This is a genomic window from Pseudomonas sp. JQ170C (assembly GCF_035581345.1).
GTDB lineage: Bacteria > Pseudomonadota > Gammaproteobacteria > Pseudomonadales > Pseudomonadaceae > Aquipseudomonas.
Window position 1 is genome coordinate 1,015,258 of sequence record NZ_CP141608.1, and the last position, 18,253, is coordinate 1,033,510.

20 protein-coding genes and 2 pseudogenes are annotated in these 18,253 nt (G+C 59.3%); 10 read left to right on the plus strand and 12 right to left on the minus strand.

All coding sequences use genetic code 11. The features are described from left to right. Positions 1 to 28: 28 nt before the first annotated feature. The 4 genes from U9R80_RS04575 to phnE are packed head-to-tail and all read left to right on the plus strand — an operon-like array spanning position 29 to position 3,262. Complete coding sequence (locus U9R80_RS04575; protein WP_301840731.1) at positions 29 to 883, plus strand: putative selenate ABC transporter substrate-binding protein; 855 nt, start codon at positions 29 to 31, stop codon at positions 881 to 883. Continuing rightward, on the plus strand, positions 880 to 1,674 hold the full coding sequence (locus U9R80_RS04580; protein ID WP_301840729.1) for a phosphonate ABC transporter ATP-binding protein: 795 nt from the start codon (positions 880 to 882) through the stop codon (positions 1,672 to 1,674). The genes U9R80_RS04575 and U9R80_RS04580 overlap by 4 nt, the downstream gene beginning before the upstream one ends. Then, positions 1,668 to 2,498, plus strand: a complete 831-nt coding sequence (locus U9R80_RS04585; protein WP_301840727.1) for a PhnE/PtxC family ABC transporter permease — start codon at positions 1,668 to 1,670, stop codon at positions 2,496 to 2,498. Before U9R80_RS04580 ends, U9R80_RS04585 begins: the two co-directional genes overlap by 7 nt. Next, positions 2,495 to 3,262, plus strand: coding sequence for a phosphonate ABC transporter, permease protein PhnE (phnE, locus tag U9R80_RS04590; RefSeq protein WP_301840726.1), 768 nt, complete (start codon positions 2,495 to 2,497; stop codon positions 3,260 to 3,262). Before U9R80_RS04585 ends, phnE begins: the two co-directional genes overlap by 4 nt. 9 nt (positions 3,263 to 3,271) lie before the next feature. Here the strand turns inward: phnE and U9R80_RS04595 are convergent, their stop codons facing one another. The 4 genes from U9R80_RS04595 to U9R80_RS04610 all read right to left on the minus strand — a co-directional run bounded on the left by U9R80_RS04595 (position 3,272) and on the right by U9R80_RS04610 (position 8,220). Then, positions 3,272 to 3,922, minus strand: a complete 651-nt coding sequence (locus tag U9R80_RS04595) for a hypothetical protein (protein WP_301840725.1) — start codon at positions 3,920 to 3,922, stop codon at positions 3,272 to 3,274. Positions 3,923 to 4,060: 138 nt separating this feature from the next. Further along, positions 4,061 to 6,604 carry a TonB-dependent siderophore receptor gene (locus U9R80_RS04600; protein ID WP_301840724.1) on the minus strand — a complete coding sequence of 848 codons (2,544 nt, stop codon included), beginning with the start codon at positions 6,602 to 6,604 and terminating at the stop codon, positions 4,061 to 4,063. A 114-nt stretch (positions 6,605 to 6,718) separates the two neighbouring features. After that, positions 6,719 to 7,711 carry a FecR domain-containing protein gene (locus U9R80_RS04605; protein ID WP_301840723.1) on the minus strand — a complete coding sequence of 331 codons (993 nt, stop codon included), beginning with the start codon at positions 7,709 to 7,711 and terminating at the stop codon, positions 6,719 to 6,721. A 5-nt stretch (positions 7,712 to 7,716) separates the two neighbouring features. Continuing rightward, positions 7,717 to 8,220 carry a sigma-70 family RNA polymerase sigma factor gene (locus U9R80_RS04610; RefSeq protein WP_442964963.1) on the minus strand — a complete coding sequence of 168 codons (504 nt, stop codon included), beginning with the start codon at positions 8,218 to 8,220 and terminating at the stop codon, positions 7,717 to 7,719. 361 nt (positions 8,221 to 8,581) lie between these two features. Between U9R80_RS04610 and U9R80_RS04615 the strand changes: the two are divergent. Further along, positions 8,582 to 8,773, plus strand: a pseudogene (locus tag U9R80_RS04615) (addiction module antidote protein); the annotation flags it as partial. A 34-nt stretch (positions 8,774 to 8,807) separates the two neighbouring features. On the opposite strand, the gene U9R80_RS04620 reads toward U9R80_RS04615, so the two are convergent. Further along, complete coding sequence (locus U9R80_RS04620) at positions 8,808 to 9,284, minus strand: GNAT family N-acetyltransferase (RefSeq protein ID WP_301840721.1); 477 nt, start codon at positions 9,282 to 9,284, stop codon at positions 8,808 to 8,810. A gap of 65 nt (positions 9,285 to 9,349) precedes the next feature. Next, entirely contained in the window at positions 9,350 to 10,750 is a 1,401-nt protein-coding gene (gene gabP, locus U9R80_RS04625) for a GABA permease (RefSeq protein WP_301840720.1), read from the minus strand. Between the two features lie 336 nt (positions 10,751 to 11,086). On the opposite strand from gabP, the gene U9R80_RS04630 reads away from it, so the two are divergent. Next, on the plus strand, positions 11,087 to 11,278 hold the full coding sequence (locus U9R80_RS04630; protein WP_028942749.1) for a YhfL family protein: 192 nt from the start codon (positions 11,087 to 11,089) through the stop codon (positions 11,276 to 11,278). Between the two features lie 409 nt (positions 11,279 to 11,687). On the opposite strand, the gene U9R80_RS04635 is transcribed toward U9R80_RS04630, so the two are convergent. Together U9R80_RS04635 and U9R80_RS04640 are read right to left on the minus strand one after the other, a co-directional pair. Beyond that, positions 11,688 to 12,104, minus strand: a complete 417-nt coding sequence (locus U9R80_RS04635; RefSeq protein ID WP_301840719.1) for a TMF family protein — start codon at positions 12,102 to 12,104, stop codon at positions 11,688 to 11,690. Between the two features lie 182 nt (positions 12,105 to 12,286). Further along, entirely contained in the window at positions 12,287 to 12,529 is a 243-nt protein-coding gene (locus U9R80_RS04640; protein ID WP_301840718.1) for a hypothetical protein, read from the minus strand. Between the two features lie 188 nt (positions 12,530 to 12,717). Between U9R80_RS04640 and U9R80_RS04645 the strand changes: the two genes are divergently transcribed. Next, a protein-coding gene (locus U9R80_RS04645; protein WP_301843448.1) for an IS3 family transposase occupies positions 12,718 to 13,868 on the plus strand; the annotation gives its coding sequence in 2 pieces (ribosomal slippage) (positions 12,718 to 12,955 and positions 12,955 to 13,868; 1,152 coding nt in all). 15 nt (positions 13,869 to 13,883) lie between these two features. On the opposite strand, the gene mobV is transcribed toward U9R80_RS04645, so the two are convergent. Further along, a complete protein-coding gene (gene mobV / locus U9R80_RS04650; protein ID WP_301837473.1) occupies positions 13,884 to 14,810 on the minus strand; it encodes a MobV family relaxase in 927 nt (308 codons plus the stop codon). A gap of 219 nt (positions 14,811 to 15,029) precedes the next feature. Here mobV and U9R80_RS04655 point away from each other — a divergent pair, with 219 nt between their 5' ends. Then, complete coding sequence (locus U9R80_RS04655) at positions 15,030 to 16,034, plus strand: hypothetical protein (protein WP_301837472.1); 1,005 nt, start codon at positions 15,030 to 15,032, stop codon at positions 16,032 to 16,034. A gap of 131 nt (positions 16,035 to 16,165) precedes the next feature. Here U9R80_RS04655 and U9R80_RS04660 read toward each other — a convergent pair whose 3' ends face one another. Next, positions 16,166 to 16,411 (minus strand): helix-turn-helix transcriptional regulator, encoded by a 246-nt coding sequence (locus tag U9R80_RS04660; protein ID WP_301837471.1) that lies wholly within the window; start codon positions 16,409 to 16,411, stop codon positions 16,166 to 16,168. Here U9R80_RS04660 and U9R80_RS04665 point away from each other — a divergent pair. Next, complete coding sequence (locus tag U9R80_RS04665; RefSeq protein WP_324804807.1) at positions 16,391 to 16,939, plus strand: helix-turn-helix transcriptional regulator; 549 nt, start codon at positions 16,391 to 16,393, stop codon at positions 16,937 to 16,939. The genes U9R80_RS04660 and U9R80_RS04665 overlap by 21 nt on opposite strands. Before the next feature lie 20 nt (positions 16,940 to 16,959). Then, the gene (locus U9R80_RS04670; RefSeq protein ID WP_324805287.1) at positions 16,960 to 17,085 is read left to right on the plus strand and encodes a hypothetical protein; all 126 of its coding nucleotides are present in this window, start codon (positions 16,960 to 16,962) and stop codon (positions 17,083 to 17,085) included. 59 nt (positions 17,086 to 17,144) lie between these two features. Here U9R80_RS04670 and U9R80_RS04675 read toward each other — a convergent pair. Next, positions 17,145 to 17,699, minus strand: a pseudogene (locus U9R80_RS04675) (hypothetical protein); the annotation flags it as partial. Positions 17,700 to 18,002: 303 nt separating this feature from the next. Continuing rightward, entirely contained in the window at positions 18,003 to 18,251 is a 249-nt protein-coding gene (locus U9R80_RS04680; protein WP_301837468.1) for a hypothetical protein, read from the minus strand. Positions 18,252 to 18,253 lie beyond the last annotated feature (2 nt).

Genomic DNA, 18,253 nt, shown 5'->3' on the forward strand with positions numbered 1-18,253 from the left:
TTCCCCGCTATTGAACCGGAGAACCCCCATGCTCAAACGTCCCTTGGCGCTGTTCGCCGGCCTGGTGCTGTCGTGTTCGACCTACCTGGCCCAAGCCGCCGATACCCTGCGCGTCAGTGCCATTCCTGACGAGGCCCCCACTGAACTGCTGCGCAAGTTCAAGCCGCTGGGCGAGTACCTGGAGCAGCAATTGGGCATGAAGGTTCAGTTTGTGCCGGTGGCCGACTACCCGGCCGTGGTCGAGGCGCTGGCGACGGACCGTCTGGACATGGCCTGGCTGGGCGGCTTCACCTTCGTTCAGGTGCACCTGAAGAGCCCGACCGCGACCCCGCTGGTACAGCGTGAGCAAGATGCGAAGTTCACCAGCAAGTTCATCACCGCCAACCCCGACATCAAGAGCCTGGCGGATCTCAAGGGCAAGACCTTTGCCTTCGGTTCGATCTCGTCGACCTCCGGCAGCCTGATGCCGCGCTACTTCATGCTCAAGGACGACAACATCAAGCCTGAGAGCTATTTCAGCCGCGTGGCCTACTCCGGTGCCCACGATGCCACGGCCGCCTGGGTCCAGGCCGGCAAGGTCGATGCCGGTGTACTCAACGCCAGTGTCTGGGACAAGCTGGTCGCCTCGGGCAAGGTCGATACCAACAAGGTCAAGGTGTTCGCCACCACGCCAAGCTACTACGACTACAACTGGACCGTGCGCGGCAGCCTCGACCCGGCCCTGAAAGAGAAGATCAAGCACGCCTTCCTCGCCCTCGATCCTGCCAAGCCGCAAGACAAGGCGATCCTCGACTTGCAGGCGGCCAGCCGCTTCATCGAGACCAGCCCGGACAACTACAAGGGCATCGAGGAGGCTGCTCGCGCTGCTGAGCTGCTCAAGTGACCCTTGCGCTGAAAAGCGCCAGCCTGCGCCACGGCCAGGTCCAGGCGCTGAATGAAGTCGATGTGCAGATCGGCACCGGCGAGCGGGTGGCGATCATCGGCCCGTCGGGTGCCGGCAAGTCCAGCCTGTTGCAGTTGCTTGCCAGCGCCATCGCTCCCAGTACCGGCAGCGTCGAGTTGCTCGGGGAGGCGCCCTGGCGGTTGTCGGCCTCGGCCCGCCAGCACCTGCGCGCGCGCATCGCCCTCATTCACCAGGCGCCTCCGTTGCCCCCGCGCCAGCGGGTGGTGACGGCGGTACTGGCAGGGCGGCTGGGGCAGTGGAGCACCCTGCGTGGCTTGCTCAATCTGCTGCACCCCTCGGACATCCCCGGGGTGCGTGAAGTGCTGAGCAGCCTGGGCATGGCCGACAAGATCTTTGCCCAATGCGGGCAGCTCTCCGGTGGGCAGCTACAGCGGGTCGGCATCGCCCGGGCGCTGTACCAGCAGCCGGAGCTGCTGCTGGCGGACGAGCCGGTGTCGGCCATGGACCCGGTGCTGGCCGACCACAGCCTGAAAATCCTCAGCAACCATGCACAGGCTCGCAACGTGACCCTGGTGGCCAGCCTGCACGCGGTGGACCTGGCGCTGGCGCATTTTCCCCGGGTGATCGGCATCCGCGAAGGGCAGGTGGCGTTCGACCGGCCTGCTGCTGACGTCTCGAGCGAGATGCTCGATGCCTTGTACGCCAACGAGCACCTGGCCTCGCCGGTATTGCCGCTGCCGACCTTGAACCTGCAGATTCCCCGATGCTGAAAGCCGCCGCCAACCGCGATCCGGCAGCGTTGCCACGGCTGCTGTTGACCCTGCTGGCGATTGCCTTGCTGTGGCCGGGTATCCACCTCAGCGAGCTCAATCCTGGCGTGTTGTTGCAGGCCGACAACCGTCGCGAGATGGGTAACTTTGTCAGCGCGTTCTGGCCGCCGGCCCATGATGCGGCGTTTCTGGAGCTGCTGCTGGAGGCCACGTTGCAGACCCTGGCGGTTGCCACGGCGGGCATGGCCCTGGCCTTGCTGCTGGCGATTCCGGCGAGTTTGCTGGCCAGCCGCGCGTTGTCGATGGGCGCAGCCTCCCGTGGTGGTCGCCTGGGGTTCTGGTCCCGGACGGTGCGCCTGCCGGTGCGTGGCCTGCTGATCTTTTTGCGCAGCGTCCCGGAGATCGTCTGGGCGTTGCTGTTCGTTCGCGCGGTAGGCCTGGGCCCCACCGCCGGAGTGCTGGCCATCGCCATCACCTACAGCGGCATGCTCGGCAAGGTGTATGCGGAGATCTTCGAGTCGGTCAACCAGCGCCCGGCCCATGCCCTGTTGCAGGCAGGCAGCAGTCGCTTGAGTGCATTCTTCTACGGCATCTTGCCGGATGCGGCGGCGGAGCTGGTGTCGTACACGGTGTACCGCTGGGAATGCGCGATTCGCGCTTCGGTGGTGATGGGCTTTGTGGGGGCCGGTGGCCTGGGCCAGCAGATCGACTTGTCGATGCGCATGTTCGCCGGCGCCGAGGTGGCGAGCATGCTGCTGGCGTTCCTGGTGCTGGTGTGGCTGGCGGATCAGCTCAGCCGATTGTTGCGCGGGAGGCTGGCATGAGACGGTTGATCAATGCCTCGCTGGTGCTTGCGCTGGTAGCGGCGGTGGTGGCGTCCTTTACCTATTTGAGCCTTGATCTGCAGGCGCTGTTCGGCAACGGCGGCCTGGGCCAGATGGGTGCCTATGCCGTGCGCTTCCTCAGCCCGGACCTGAGCCCGGAGCACCTGCGCGCGGTCGGCAAGGGCGCACTGGAGACCCTGGCCATGTCCGGCCTTGGCACCTTGCTCGCGGTGGTCCTGGGGATGTTGCTGGCTTTGCCGGCTGCGGGGCGCTTTGGCTGGCCGCTGCAGGGAGCTGCGCGTTTGCTGCTCAATGGCTTGCGGGCGATTCCCGAGCTGGTCTGGGCGGCGCTCACCGTACTGGCGGCGGGCCTTGGCCCGAATGCCGGTACCCTGGCGCTGGCCTTGCACACCTCGGGCGTACTGGGCCGGTTGTTTGCCGAAGCCCTGGAAAACGCCCCACCCGAACCCGCCGCCGCCATCCGCTTGCAGGGTGGCAGCCAGGTCACCGCATTCTGCTTCGGCACCTTGCCCAACCTCTGGCCGCAGCTGTTGGCCTACAGCCTGTACCGCTGGGAGAACAACATCCGCATGGCCAGCGTACTGGGCTTCGTCGGCGCGGGCGGCCTGGGGCAGATGCTCTACACCACCCTGAGCCTGTTCCAGGAAGCCCAGGCCAGCACCGTGATCATCGCCATGCTGGTGTTGGTGTTGCTGGTGGATGTCTTGAGCGACCTGCTCAGGCAGCGGTTTGTACGGGCCTGACAGAGCCGTTCAGGGCTGTTTCAGGTCATGGCTGGCCCACTCCAGGTAGCGTGCCAGCCGCCCTCTGTGTTGCTTGAATTCGCTGATGGTCTGAAGCACCGTCCAGAGAATGACGGTGAGCCAGACGGCCAAACCCAATGCCAAATCACCTTTTTCGTAACCCCACAACAGGGTCTGTTTGACTCGCTCCACGGCGAGAGCGGCAATGAATGTCATCATCCAGACGAACAGTGTGTTCTGCATCAGGTTTAGCGGATTGTTCGGGGGGCCTGCAATCTTGCTGAACTGCGCCATGCAGGAAACCTGGCTGAGTTCGACGCCATGATGTCTGAGTGCATCGAGAAAGTGGGCGTAGTGCAGGTAGTTGTCCCGCTGCAGGAAGGGCTGGTCGGCAATGGCGTGGCGTTCGTAGTAGTCGCGAAAGTAGTGGCTGACAAAGAGCTCTCGTGCCAGCAGAAGTGCCCAGGTGAACATGCAGAGGCAGAATGTCAGGGCAAAAAGCCCCATCGACTCCCGATAAGCAATGCTGGCCACCAGGCCCAGCACTGCGACCCAGGATGGCAGCAAGTGCAGGGACACTGGATTTTGCAGGATCGCGTGCCAGTAATTGGGTCTGCTGCTTTTGTAGAGCCGAAGCATTTCGCTCCATTGCTTGAACATCAAAACCTCGCGGTAAGTGACTTACCCCAAGGTTAACGGCTGAAAGTGCGAAGCCTGTAGGAGCGGGCTTGCCCCGCGATGCGATGTGTCGGCTGGATCGCTATCGCGGGGCAAGCCCGCTCCTACAGTCAGCCCAGGTCAGAACGCTCCGCGCACTGTCAGCATGAAGTTGCGGGGTTCTCCGTAGTAATTGCCGTACTCCGAGGTGCCCACCGTGGCGTAGTAGCGACGGTCGAACAGGTTGTTGCCGTTGACGGCCAGCGTCCAGTTTTCATCGACCTTGTACTCGACCATGGCGTCGTAGACGGCATAGCCGCTCTGGGTGAAATCATAGGGCTTCTCGTTGATCACGTTGCCTGCGGCGTCAAAGTTGTAGGCAGTGCCTTTGACGTAGTTGGTGCTCTGGATGTTCACGCCACCCCCCACCCGCCAGGCCGACCAATTGTCCGGCAGGGTATAAACCGACCAGAGCTTGAACAGGTGTTTGGGCGTGATGCTGGTGTAGTCGCTTTCTTCGGTGCGGTTGTCCATCAGATTGAGGGTGTAGCCGGCGATGACTTCAAGCCCCGGCAGCACTTCGCCCGTGGCTTCAATGTCGATGCCTTTGCTGATGACCTCGCCCTGGCCGATGAAACAGCACGAGCCGCTGTAGCTGAACGGTGCCTGGGGATAGGCCGGGTCTTGCATCGCTTCGTGTTCACGCTTGGTGTAGAACAGGGCGGTGGTCAGGTTCAGCGCGCCGCCAAACAACTCTCCCTTGATACCCGTCTCGTAGGTCTTGCCGGTCATGGCTTCGACCGCCGAGCTATTGCCTACCGGACCTTCGAGCTTCTGGGCCTGGGGCTTGAACACTTCGGCGTAGCTGGCATAGGCGGACCACTCATCGTTGAGGGCGTAGATCAGGCCGCCGTAAGGCACCAGCTTGGTCGGTTCGCGATGGCTGATTTCCGATTCGTAGGTCCATACGTCGTTGTCCCTGGTCTGGTAGGCCTGCTCGTATTTGTAGCGCTGGGCACGGGCGCCGATGATCAGTTTCAGCGGGTCGGTGATCTGCAGGCGCAGGGTCGAGTACAGGCCATATTGCTCGCGCGTGTTGGGGCTGTAGTCGCGCCAGTAGTCATGGTCGGAGGCATCCGAGGTCAGCGGCGTCGACTGCGGGTCCCAGAGGTTGATCAGGCCGCCCTTGCCGACCATGCCCCGGGCGGCGCGCCAGCGGCTGGTGACCTTCTGGTAGTCGGCGCCCACCAGCAACTCATGCTCGCGGCCAAAGGCATCGAAGGTGCCGGAGAGGTTGACGTCGAATACCGACTGCTTGCTCCAGGACGAGACATAGCTGCCCCACCAATAGGGGCCGGTGTTGGTCGTCTCGTCCACCGAACCGTAGGGGATGATCCCCTCGGTGTCGGATGTGTCGTAGGAGTAGGTGTAGGAGGTGTTGAGCTTCCAGTAGTCGTTGAACTGATGGTCGATCTTGGCGAACAGCTCCTTGGCATAGCCGTCCATGTAGGCCTGGTTGGTGGTGTACCAGGTGTGGCGCGGCAGCTTGACGTCGCCTCCGGTGCTGTAGCGGGGCAGGCCGTCGCCGATGCCGTTCTCGTGGGTTTTTTCATAGCTGCCACCGACAGTGATCATGGTGGCGTCGGTCAGGTCCGCTTCGAGAATGCCGTAGATAAACGGCTTTTCAGTGCTGCGGTTATCCATGAAGTACTGGCGATCGGTATAGGCGGCGACCATGCGCCCGCGCAGCTTGCCGTCGAAGGCAAGCGGGCCGGTGACGTCGACTTCGCTGCGGTAGTTGTCCCAGGAGCCGGCCGAGGTGTTGAGCTTGAGCTGGTACTGATCCATCGGGCGCTTGCGCACCATGTTGATGATGCCGCCCGGGTCGCCCGTGCCGCCCAGCAGGCCCGAGGACCCGCGCAACACTTCGACGTGGTCGAACTCGGCGAGGTCGTAGATCTTGTCGCCGTAGAACGTGCCGATACCCGAGCCGATGTCCATCGGTGCGGCGCCGTCGATCTGGATGTTGTCGATGCCAAAGCCGCGGGAGGCGAACTTGGGCAGGCGGTAGTTGCCGTTTTTCACGGTGATGCCGGGCGTGCGTTTCATGGCATCGGACAAGTCGGTCATGCGCAGGTCTTCGATGGCCTGCTGGCTGATCACCGAGATCGACTGCGGGGTGTTCTTGATACTGGTCGGGGTCTTGGAGCCGACGCTGGTCAAGCCGGTGGTGTAGGAGCCGGAGTTTTCCGTGGCTTCACCCATGCCTTGGCCCTGGATGGTGGTCGCGCTCAGTTCCAGCGCGCTACCGATGCTGGCCTGCGGCACCAGCAGGTAGCTGCCGTCGGCTTGCTGCTCGGCGCTGTAGCCGCTGCCAGCGAGGATGCGGGCCAGCCCTTCGCTTACCTCATAGCGGCCCTGCAGGCCCGAGCTGACCTTACCGCTCGTGAGCCGGGCATCGGTGGACAGGGCGATACCGGCCTGGCGCCCGAACTGGCCGAGCACCTGGTCCAGCGGCCCGGCTGCGATGTTGAAGCTCATCCCCGTTTGCTGCTGCACTTCGCTGGCGTGTGCCTCGGGCATTGCCAGATAACTCAGGCCCAGCCCGCCGATCAGGGCCAGGCTGAGCCGGGAAGCACGGGTGGTGGCGATGGCACGGGCCAGCGGATGGGGACGCAAAATCATGACAAGTTTCCATGTTCAGAGGAGTGGAACCGCACGCAGAAGGCGGGATTTCCTCTAAAGCCAAACGAGAATGAGAAACCTGCCGATTTAGTTCGATTATTTTTTGCTGCCGCTTCAGGCCCGCGTGGTCACCGTGATCCAGTACGGGGTGCGCCGTTGCAACTGCACCGGCAAGCTCTTTTCCAGCAGGGCAAAGATCTGCTCGATGTTGTTCAACGGGAAGGAGCCGGTCAGGTACAGGTTGGCCACGGCCGGGTCGCAACGCAGTATCCCGACGTGATAGCGCGACAGCTCGGCAATGAAGTCGCCCAGGCGCATGCGCTGGGCGACGATAAAGCCGTCGATCCAGGCCGTTGTGCTTTGATCGAGCGGATGGGGTGGGGCAACGCCGTACTGATCGATACGGGTTTGCTGGCCGCTTGGGATCAGTTGCTCGGCACCTGCGGCAACAGGCCTGGCAGCGACCTGACCGCTGCTCACCGCCAACAGCGTGCCATGGCCGTTGGGTTCGCTGCGGACGTTGAACCGGGTACCCAGCGCCCGCAGCCGGGCCTCGGCGGTGTCCACGATCAAGGGGCGGGTGTCGCGTTGGTTCGTACTCAGAATGTCGAGTTCGCCTTGGCGCAGTACCAGCAGGCGCTGGCTGGCGCTGTAGCGAACATCCAGCGCTGTGCGGGTGTTGAGCCAGACCTGCGTGCCATCGGCCAGGGTGTGGTGGCGGCGCTCGCCGGTGCCGGTGTGGTAGTCGGCCAAGGCACCTTGCAGCCAAAGGCTGTCACGGGATTCCCAGGCCGTTGCGCCGATCAGGCCGAAACCGACGAAGGCCTTGAGCAGCTGGCGGCGGTTGGCGTTCGGGGCGCGCGTCTGCTGCAAGGCCGCACGCGCCACCGGGGTGTTCAATTGGCGAGCGCGTTGTTGCAACTGCAAGGGGATGCCCGCCAGGCGTTGCCAGGCACGTTCGTGATCAGGGGCGGCCTGGCGCCACTGCTGCAGCGCGTGATGTTCGTCAGGAGTCATGTCGCCTGACTGGGCCAGGGTGAACCAGGCAATCGCCTGGTCACGCACGGCAGGTGCAATCGGCGAGTGCTCGGGCCCCGGGAGTGACATGGCGTTCACCCGTATTGACTGGCATAGCACAAGGCAAAAGCCTTGCTCATGGATTTCTGCACCTGATCGACACTCAGCCCCAACTGCACGGCAATCTGCTTGTAGGTCAGGCCGTCGAGCTGCGACAACAGGAAAATCTCCCGCGCCCTGGGCCCCAGGCCGTGCAACAGCGCATCGACTTCGACCAGGGTTTCAATCAGCAAGTATTGTTCTTCGGCAGACAATGCCAGCGCTTCGGGCTGCGCCGCCAACGCCTCGGCATAGGCGCGCTCCACGGCCTGGCGCCGCCAGCGGTTGACCAGCAGGCCATTGGCGATGGTGGCCAGGTAGGCCAGGGGCTGACGCAACTCGCTGACGGACTGGCGCGAACGTATCACCCGTACAAACGTGTCCTGGGCCAGATCGTCGGCATCGGCACTTTCGCCCAGGCGCTTGCGCAGCCAGTTGCGTAACCAGCCGTTGTATTCGAGATACAGGAGTTCGACATCCCGCGGCAAAGACTTGGGCATATCCATGAAAGTGCAAGCGCCAGTATGTTACTGATAATTGTTCTCAATGCTACTGGAGGCTGTAGGAAAGATGCAATGGCTCGCACAGAACCCTTGAGCCAAAGCCTGACGGCAGTGGGGTGATCGGTGCTTGAGGGGGGCGGCGCCTACTCATCTCGACAGCGCGTGCCCGGTGATGAGGCTTGGGAGTTGGACCACACGGAGTAGAGAAGCGGCTGTTGCGCATCGATGTCGGTGCGAGGGACCGGGTGTATTTCACGATTCGCGATGGTGTCGTCATCGTTGTGTTGGCGGGGGGAGATAAGTCGTCGCAGTCCGTTGACTTTCAACTGGCCAGGAACATGGCCAAGGAAATCCGATCATGAGCCTGACGCTCAGTACATTCGACATGGCCTCTCTGCTTGATAGTGATGAGGCGATCAGTGAGTACCTTTCCCAAGTGCTGGCGGATGGTGACCATGACGAGCTGATACGTGCCCTTGGGTACGCTACCAATGCACGAGGCATGGGCCAGATAGCCTCCGCCAGAGGCTTGGGGGGCGAGCTTCTTTACCTCTCGCTGCGCCAGCGTGCAGTTCATCCTTGCGCTACAGCACTTGCTTCATCTGCACCAGCGCAACCCGCGTGTTACCTGGCCCTTGTCGCTCTTCGATGGCAAAGGGCACGAATCCCAGTTGTGGGTAGAGCAACAGCCCGGCGGTGTTGTGGTTGAAGCACGACACCCAGAGTTCACGAGCATTGAACTGGCTTCGGGCCAGGTCGATCATGCACTGCACCAGGTAGCGCGCCACGCCATGGCCGCGGGCTGCGGGAGCCACCACCACGTTGCCCAGGGCACAGACCCCGCCAACCTCTGCCTTGTAGAAGTTGGCAAAGGCCAGCACCGTGCCGTCTCCCTCGACCACGGTGGACCCGCTGCGCTGGGCGATGGCCTCGCTCAGTTGCGCCGGTGTCAGCGGGTACTGGGCCTTGGGAAACATGTAGAACAGTTCGTCCGGGCCTTGAGGAAGGCAGCAGAGGGTGGGGATGTCCTGGGTCTGGACGGGTCGGTGGCTCAGTTGCATAGGACACTCGTTCAAGGGTGGGCGTGACAGGGATCGTAAACACAATCCCTGATCCACTCTCAACCCTAGACGGTCGAGCGAACCCGTGCTGGTTGCCCGTGCTGGCGAGTCAGCACGATGCCGACGAGGGAAATGGCCAGTGCCAGTCCCATGGTGGTGGTCACCTCCGCGCGGTGTTCCGGCGTCACCAGCATCACGCCGAGCGCTGCGATGATGAAGGCGATGACCGCATAGGTAAGCCAGGGGAACAGCCACATCTGGAATTCGAGCCGTACATTCTGCCGGCGCAGCATCCCGCGCATCCTCAGTTGTGAGACGGCAATGGCCAGGTACACCAGCAAGGCAATGGCGCCGGAGCTGGCGAGGAGGAATTGGAACAGCCCGGCAGGGGCGAAGTAGCTGACCACCGTGATGATCGCGCCAAGCACCGTGCTGGCGATGACCGCTGCCCGGGGAACGCCGGCAGACGAGGTGACTTTCACACGCTTGGGGGCCTCGCCGCGCTTGCCCAGGGAGTAGAGCATGCGCGAAGCGATGTAGATCGAGGAGTTCATGCAACTGGCCACGGCGACCAGTACCACGACATCCATCATGAACTTGGCGTGGGGAATGTTCATCAACTCCAGGGCGCGCTGGTAAGAGCCTACTTCAGCCAGTAGCGGGTCATTCCAGGGCACGATGGAGATAATCACGGAGATCGACAGCAAGTAGAACACGCCGATACGCCAGATCACCGAACGGGTGGCCTTGGCGATGTTCTTGGCCGGGCTCTGGGATTCGGCAGCGGCGATGGTTACCGCTTCAGTGCCGATAAAGCTGAACATGACTGTAATGAACGCGCCGACTACTGCAGAGATGCCGTTAGGCGCGAAGCCGCCATGTTCATCCAGTAGTCGGCTGAGGCCGCTGACTTCTCGTTCCGGCACCCAGTCCATCAGCACCGCAAAGCCCAGGCTGATAAAGGCAATGATCGCGATGACCTTGAACATGGCGAACCAGAACTCGAACTCACCGTACTTAGCCACACTGAAAAGATTGGTGGCGGCCAGGGTAATGATCGACAGCAAGGCGAATAACCAGGCGTCGACTTGGGGGAACCAGTTGTTAAGGACGTGGCCGGCTGCCAGCGCTTCAATGGGAATGACCAGCACCCAGAACCACCAATACATCCAGCCAATGGTAAAGCCGGCCCAAGGTCCGATGGCCTGGTCGGCGTAGGTGGAAAACGAACCGGTGTCGGGCCGGGCGACGGCCATTTCGCCGAGCATGCGCATGACCAGAATGACCAGGATGCCGGAAAACACATACGCCAGAATTGCAGCAGGTCCGGCGGCGGCAATGGCGTGCCCGGAGCCGACGAACAAGCCGGCACCAATGATGCCGGCAATAGAAAGCATGGTGACATGGCGCGGCTTGAACCCTTGCGCCAGCTGACCCTTCGTATCCTCGGAGCCCGGACTGATCATTGTGCTTATTCTCTTTGTTGTTTGATCTTGGGACGTGCTGACTGACCGTTAGGCGAACATCACGCCTTCCCCTCGAACACCCTGGAAAACGGCACACACTGGACACTGTTGCTCGGGTCGATCAGTCATCACGACGAACGCACGGTTGATAAAGGCCAGGCCACATTACCTAGGTGTAATAACGGGCCGGTTTGTCGAGCGCGCCGTAATCGGGTCCGATCGCGACATGGGGGGAAGTAGAAGTTGGGGGCAAGCTTGGGAGGTACAAACGATTGATTTGTGTATAATCGCGCCGCTTCCATTAAGGGGGCGGTTCATAAATTAAAGGATTTTTGTATGAAAAAGCTGTTCAAGGTAGCGGTCGCTACTGCCATGGTTTCCGGTGTTGCTCTGCTGTCCGGCTGCACTGGCCAGGTGTACAACCAGCAAAAGAATTGCTCTTACGACTACCTGTTCCACCCTTCGGTTTCGGTATCTAAAGTTATTGGTGGCTGCGGTCCTATCGATAAGCTGCCACAACAGCAGTAATTTTAGAGCGGTATGACTGGACCGTTTTCGGTTTAGTCCAAGACCCCCTGCTACGGATGTAGCAGGGGGTTTTTGTTTTAGGGCGAACCGCCAGGCGTTGATGAGGCACGCCGGAGACGACAACTCCAGTGATTGCCCTCGGACGTGGGTGAGGGGACGCGCGGGTTTCGCGGGAAGGGGCGCCGATGCGCTGATGATCGGCAAATTGCGCCCACAAAAAAGCCGACGGTTAAGTCGGCTTTTTCATGCGTTTGGTGCCCGAGGGAGACTCGAATAGCTTTCGTAAGCAGATGATTTACAAGTGTTTTATGTGTGTTTGATTGTAATCTTACTCACAAATGTACTCACATTTGCCTTCGTGGCTCATTACCAAGGCGGTTCAGAGCCTTCCAGAGCAGCCCCGATGTGCCTAGGTTGTGAGCTGATGCTCACAGCGGGACAGCTCTTTGCCATCGTCTGCGATCGAGTACCCGCACTCGTAGTTATTGATCACGATGTCCGCCTCCTGTTCACCATCCCTACCTCCATAGATCGTTTGTACCTGGCGGCCGGCTAGTGGATCCCCACATTTCGGGCATACCAGGTCGCTTTCACGAATCAACTCGGAGAGAGAGGCCAGCTTGGCTTGGATTTCTGCAAGCTCGTTTTCCTTGGATTCGATCTGCTTCTCATGGGTAGCCCCATCACTCCTCAGGCGGGAGATCTCCTCCAGGGAGATTTTGATCCGATCCGAGAGCGCTGCTGCCAAGGAATCTGGACTCTGATCCTTTAGCTTGGCGATCTGCTCATCCTTCTCTGCAATCCGCTCCTTCAGCAGCTGGATCACGGCATCCTTCTTCTACACCAGTATCCGATATAGGACAAATACGGCAGTGATGAAGCCAATGATTGAGGCCGCTTGCCCCATCGAAATTATCTCTGTGGTCATAACTATGCTCCTTGTCATTGCGCAGGCAGGGTACCTCCACCCGGCCTTGCTAACTAGCGATGGTTCGAGACGGCTAACTGTCACTTGGCGTGATAGGCCCACCAGTCATCAATGGTCACAGTTGGCACCCGTGTGCGCTCCAGGCCGGTTGCATGGCTCCACAGGGTCAACAGGCGATCGCCACCCGAATGGGGCGGTTCTGCACCTTGGCGCCAACCGATGAGGGTGGTGCGCGCCACCATCAGCTCATCTGCCAGCGCTTGCATGGAGTAGCCCTTGCGGGATAGCGCAGTGATCACCTGGAACCAATCGATGTGCTTCACTGGTGCCTTTCGCCTGGTCATATTGAGCCCCCAAACGCGCGCGCGCGCGAGGCAGGGGCTAGTGCGGATGTCAAGGAATGAAGCTCATTGATCAAATCCGTCTCTCCGCGTCAAAGCATAGTGATCTGAATCGCCCCGGGTTTCGTAGACACCTCTTTGCCTTAAACTGAGGCCAATTAGGAGGTTCCATGAGCAACCCGCGTTACCCCGAAGAATTCAAAATCCAAGCGGTCAATCAAGTGACTGAAAAGAAGCTGCCTGTCGCTGATGTGGCAGCACGTCTTGGTGTGTCGACACATAGCCTCTATGCCTGGATAAAGCGCTACAGCAAACCTCAAGAAGAGCGGCAGCAGGACGATGATCAGCACGCTGAACTGCGTCGCCTGCGAGCGGAGCTCAAGCGGGTCACCGAAGAGCGAGACATATTAAAAAAGGCCGCCGCGTACTTTGCCAAGGAGTGCGGCTGAAGTACGCCTTTATCAAGCAGCGAGCGGGCGACTATTCCATACGACGGCTTTGCCTGACGCTGAAGGTCCATCCCAGTGGTTATTACGCCTGGTTGTCTGAGCCGCAATCTGCACGCGCCAAAGACGACCAGCGATTGCTGGGTTTGATCAAGCATTCATGGTTTGAGAGCGGCGGAGTTTATGGCTATCGCAAAATCCATGATGATCTGCGCGAGGTTGGTGAGGATTGTGGTCGGCATCGTGTGGCGAGGCTGATGCGTCTCGAAGGTCTGCGCTCTCAGACAGGATATCGACGACGCCCTGGAAAGCACGGCGGTAAGCCAGCGGTCGCCTCACCCAATTTGCTGAAGCGCCAGTTCGATGTCGTAGAGCCCAACAAAGTTTGGGTCACTGACATCACCTACATTCGTACGTATGAGGGCTGGTTGTATTTGGCTGTGGTGCTGGATCTGTTTTCGCGTCAGGTCGTTGGCTGGTCAATGAAGCCGCAGATGACCAGTGATTTGGCCATTGATGCGTTATTAATGGCGGTGTGGAGACGAAAACCGAAGCAGGAGGTGATGGTTCACTCCGACCAAGGCAGCCAGTACAGTAGCTCCGATTGGCGCAGTTTTTTGAGGGCAAACAATTTGGTTGCCAGTATGAGTCGCCGAGGCAACTGTCATGACAATGCTGTGGCCGAGAGCTTTTTCCAGCTTCTAAAACGGGAGCGAATCAAGCGGAAAATCTACACCACGCGGGATGACGCTCGTAGTGATGTGTTCGATTACATCGAGATGTTCTACAACGCAAAACGCAGGCATGGCTTCAACAATCAGCTGTCACCGATAGAGTTTGAAAAGCGTTACGCAAAGAGCTTGCAAGGTGTCTAGAAAACCCGGGGCGATTCAATCAGTCGATAGAGCCTTCAGAGCGGCCAGTTGACTAGATAGCCTGTCGGCGCGCGCTCTTTCGCTTGCGGCTCTGTATAGGGCCATCTCTAGCTCGCGATCGATTCTATCAAGTTGGTCTGCTCGCTTCTCAAGCGAGAGCTCCAAGCTTTCAAGGGCAAGCTCACGAGCGTGAAGCTCATCAGCCTTGCGGGTCAGGGCAATGTTTCGAGCTTGGATTGAGTCAGTTGCTGATTGTTGAAGCTCGGTTACGGCTGATAGGGATCTGACTGCTGAATGGTACGACTTGAACTTGGAAGTCTGGATACCAAATGCAGCAGCGAGCATGTCCGAACGGCCAATCATTGGTGGGCTGGATTGGAGGGCTTGGTAATAGGCGCTGACCGCCCGGTGAGTTGCTTTCGAACCTTTAATACCCCGGGCGAGCCCAAATGGCTCACCACATTGCTCATGGAAGTCGGTTTGCATCCTGCGTAGCTTTGCCGGGCCTCCAAGGAAATCACGAGCTGACAACCGCCCGTCCCGGGTTAGAGGCGTGATGTAAGCAATCAGGTGCGGAGTCCTCTCGTCCAAGTGCAGCTCCGCGCAGACAATGTTTGCTGCTCCATGGCGCGCTCTTAGCCAGGCCATGGCTCGATCAAAATATCCGCCGCTTTCTGGCATGTTACCGCCATGCCTTGAGAATGCTTCTGGGCTTGCTGTTATCAAGTATTCAATGCAGAGCACCGCGTCGCTCCGGCGCCTTATCGGAAGCCTAGTCAGGACTGCCCTGGCCAATTCGGCAGAGCTTGTTGCCCCACAGATGTGCATGCTCGGCGCGCCATCTGAGTTCGGGGTTGGTATCTCTCGAAATGTGTGCCGGCCTGATCCCAATACCCCAGCGACCGTTTTCAGCTTTTTCGTCCTCAGTATTGCGTAGGGCATCTTGGCCACCGTATTGACAGTGTTTGCTCTATCGTGTGGATGGAGCAAAGCCCGACGCAAGAGCCTCTAGCCAAGGCCCATGCATATACTCACTACACATTGTTTTTCCGCTGACGAAATCTGCTGTGCCGCTAGGGGAGTCAAGGCGTGGTCACTGGTACGCCACATCAGCAGGCATTGCCTGGGTTACAGTGTGTGCATCTAAAACAAGGATGAGTCATGGAAAATATGACGAGCATTGAAGCGCGCATGATCAGCTTCCTTGAAACACAGGATCATGTGCAGGTGCTAGATGGCAGGGTTGACCAGCCCAAAAACGTAAAAATGGCCGACTACTTATTTTTCAACGGTCGAGCGGTAACCGAACTCAAGACGCTTGAGATAGACCCAAAAGATAAGATTTTCGCCTTGGCCAAATCGGCAATGGACTCTGATGATTTCCCTCTGATTTTCGGTCAGTACGATCTAGAAGCTGCGATCAAGACAATGCCCGGTGGTGAGGCAATCATGGGCAGAATATTCACCAGTGCGACCAGAATGGTTGAAGGTGTATGCCGCCAAGCAAGGGATCAGATTAAGTCAACGAAGGATCATCTTGGCCTTGATCCGGAAACCCCTGGCATCCTGCTCGTACTGAACGAGACCGTAGAGAGCATCCCGGTTAACCAGTTGGTGGATCGATTCAATTTCTGGCTTGCAGGTGGTAGCGAGAAAAGACTGGGGCGCTTTTCCCATATCGATTTCGTTGTGCTAATCCAAACCACTTATCGTGTCAAAGGCGACCAAGGCAAGGTGCTGCCGGCATTCGTCATTTACAACGAATGTAACCCCCACCGACACCACCTTGTGGAAGAAGATATTCAGAACTTCCTGGAGTCGTGGGCACGATCTCAAGGGCACCATTTCACCTCCGCGGAGAACATTCAAAGCTTGAAGTTCGAGCCTGACCTCTCCCCCCCATCGCCTCCGCAATCCAGGCAAGAACATGTGGAACATCGCTATCGACAAAATCGATATCTCCAAAATTTCACCGAGGAGCAGATTATTCAGTACGGCTGTAAGGTCATGGAGCAGGTGTTCTCAATTGCTCTGATAGGCGTTCCGAAGCCCTCGAATGAGACTGCGATGTTGTATTTGACGCAATTTACGGAGTTTCTAGAAGAGTGCCGCCTGAGAAGCTTCGATCTAAAGAAAGTAACTAGCAGGTTGCCGCCACGAGCCTAATAACCTGACGAGTCGGCGGGGTCATGGCTTGCATCATGACCACCACAAGTGTGCGAACCGCCCCGTTGCCAGAATGCGTACCAACATTTCGCACCCTCTAGCCGCTGTCACCCGGAGCAGTTCGCTTTGACTTACTTGACGCTAGTCAGCGTCATCGGCGCTTTCCGTTTCCGGCCGGCTTTGGCTGGTTTGTGTACGCCCAGTTCGTACTCTTCCAGGAATTTACGCACCGTGGCGACCCGCCAGCACAGGCGTTTGCCCTGCTTGAAACATGGCGGCAGCCAGCTGGCTCCTTCCTGCCGCGCGCTGCGGATAGATGCTTCTGTGCGCCCGAGCATCTCGGCCAGCTCGGGGATGTGGACGATCTCTGGTTCCATGTGAGGCTCCTGCCGCGCTCTGCGGCTGTCGATAGGCTGACGCTCTGGTTGGATAGACACCAAGTCAAGCTACCAGCCAGGCCTCGAAGGTGTTTCCAGACCGACTTCCGGTTGCTCCATGTACGCCGTGGAGATCCTTGGATAGGGGTTGTCCTCATCAGCGACTACGCTCCTCGGGCCGTCTCGGTGGAGGCTTCTGCCATCGCCGAGATCCCTGGCAATCAACCCAACCCGTTGCTGGAGGTTCCACAGATGAAAGGAGCAACCCTTTTTCCTGCAGGCGAGACGAAGCACCTTGCAGACGATATCGAGTTCATCAGGCTACGTGAGGTCAAGAGAATTACTGGAATGGGCACCTCCTACATCTACGAGAAGATGAGGACTGGGGATTTCCCAGGACAGATCAAGCTTGGCCCTCGTACTGTTGCCTGGATCAAGGCAGAGGTAATGGCGTGGGCGAGAGAAAAAGTAGTCAGTACCAGAGCCGCAGTGGTAGAGCACGCCGGAGAGCCTATGCACCCTGAGTGATGCGGAAATCCCCGGAATTCTTGCCAGAGCATCTGAACGGTATCCAGCGCCGTGCTCAACGCGAGTTCGGTCAGAGCTACTGGTGGGAGCCAGGTGGCACCGTGCCGTCCAGGGCTCCAGATTTTGAAGCCGCCGCCGGCAACTGATCTGGAATCGTTTGCCGGATACCCGTGCACCTGGGGAACTTCGAGCATCCATAAAACGAGTTTCCCTTGTGCCTACCGCGCTTGGCTACTCGGGGAACCATGCGGCTACCGCAATCAGGGCATAGGCCCAGGGCCTCCCAGGTTTCACGCGAAGGGATTTGCGGAGCTTGCGGTGGCGGGGCGGCCGGTGTAATCGGGCCATCGGACTTTCTTGCACGCTTCCAAGACGGATAGAGCAACCACAGCCATGGCGCAACGAAGATCAGAAACAGCAGTGTAATGGCGAGCGTCACCCGAGCCCCGCGACTCAGGTATGAGCCGCCACCGCCACCTCCACCGCCAAATCCTGAACTGCCGCCAGATGATCGAGAGTAGCTGGTGCCGCTGTATGACGACGCAGACCCAGGTGGCGTGATTGGCGAGGTGCCAAGATACGGGTTGGGAGTCAACTGGTTTCCGGGCCTGGGTTCTGGGTGAGCGGTCAGCGAGGCGTAGGGAAACGGGAAGGAAGGGGTCAGTGGCACCTCGTGCCACTTAGCATGCTGTTTAACACACCCTGATATCAGCAGGGCGGTCAGTATAGCCGTGGTACCTGGAAAGAATTTGATTGCCATTGGCGATTCCCTGCCAGTGAGGATTAGCGTTTTACACCGTGTTCCCTAGCCAAACAACCTGCCACACCCAAAGCCCACCGAAGCCCGCCCGAGCGCTTTCATAGCCTCCCCATACGTTGTGCTGGCAGGCGTGGACGAGCAGCGCTGAGTAGTTTCGGCCTTGATGAACGAGCGTTGAACGGGCGTTGGTGCTTCGTTGAATCGGTCAGCCACCGGGCGTTACACGAAACGTTACGAGGCCGTTACGCCCTGCGAGAAAACAAAAGACCCGCGTTAGCGGGCCTGATGTTCTGGTTTGGCTGGTTACTTTTTCAAGTCAGCGATTTTCTTCTGCTCCTCGAGGGCTTTTCGCTCGAGGTACAGAGACAGCAGGCCTTTACCTGGTTGACCAGCATGCTTCGAAAGCGCGATGAGGTTAAACGCGGGCGTGAGGATCAGGAGCATCACCAGGGTGATTTCCAACCCACTGTCCGGCATCCCTTTCTGACTGATCAGATAGACAAGTACGCCGATCAGGGCGATGTTCAACGCGATACCGAGCTTTCGAATCATGG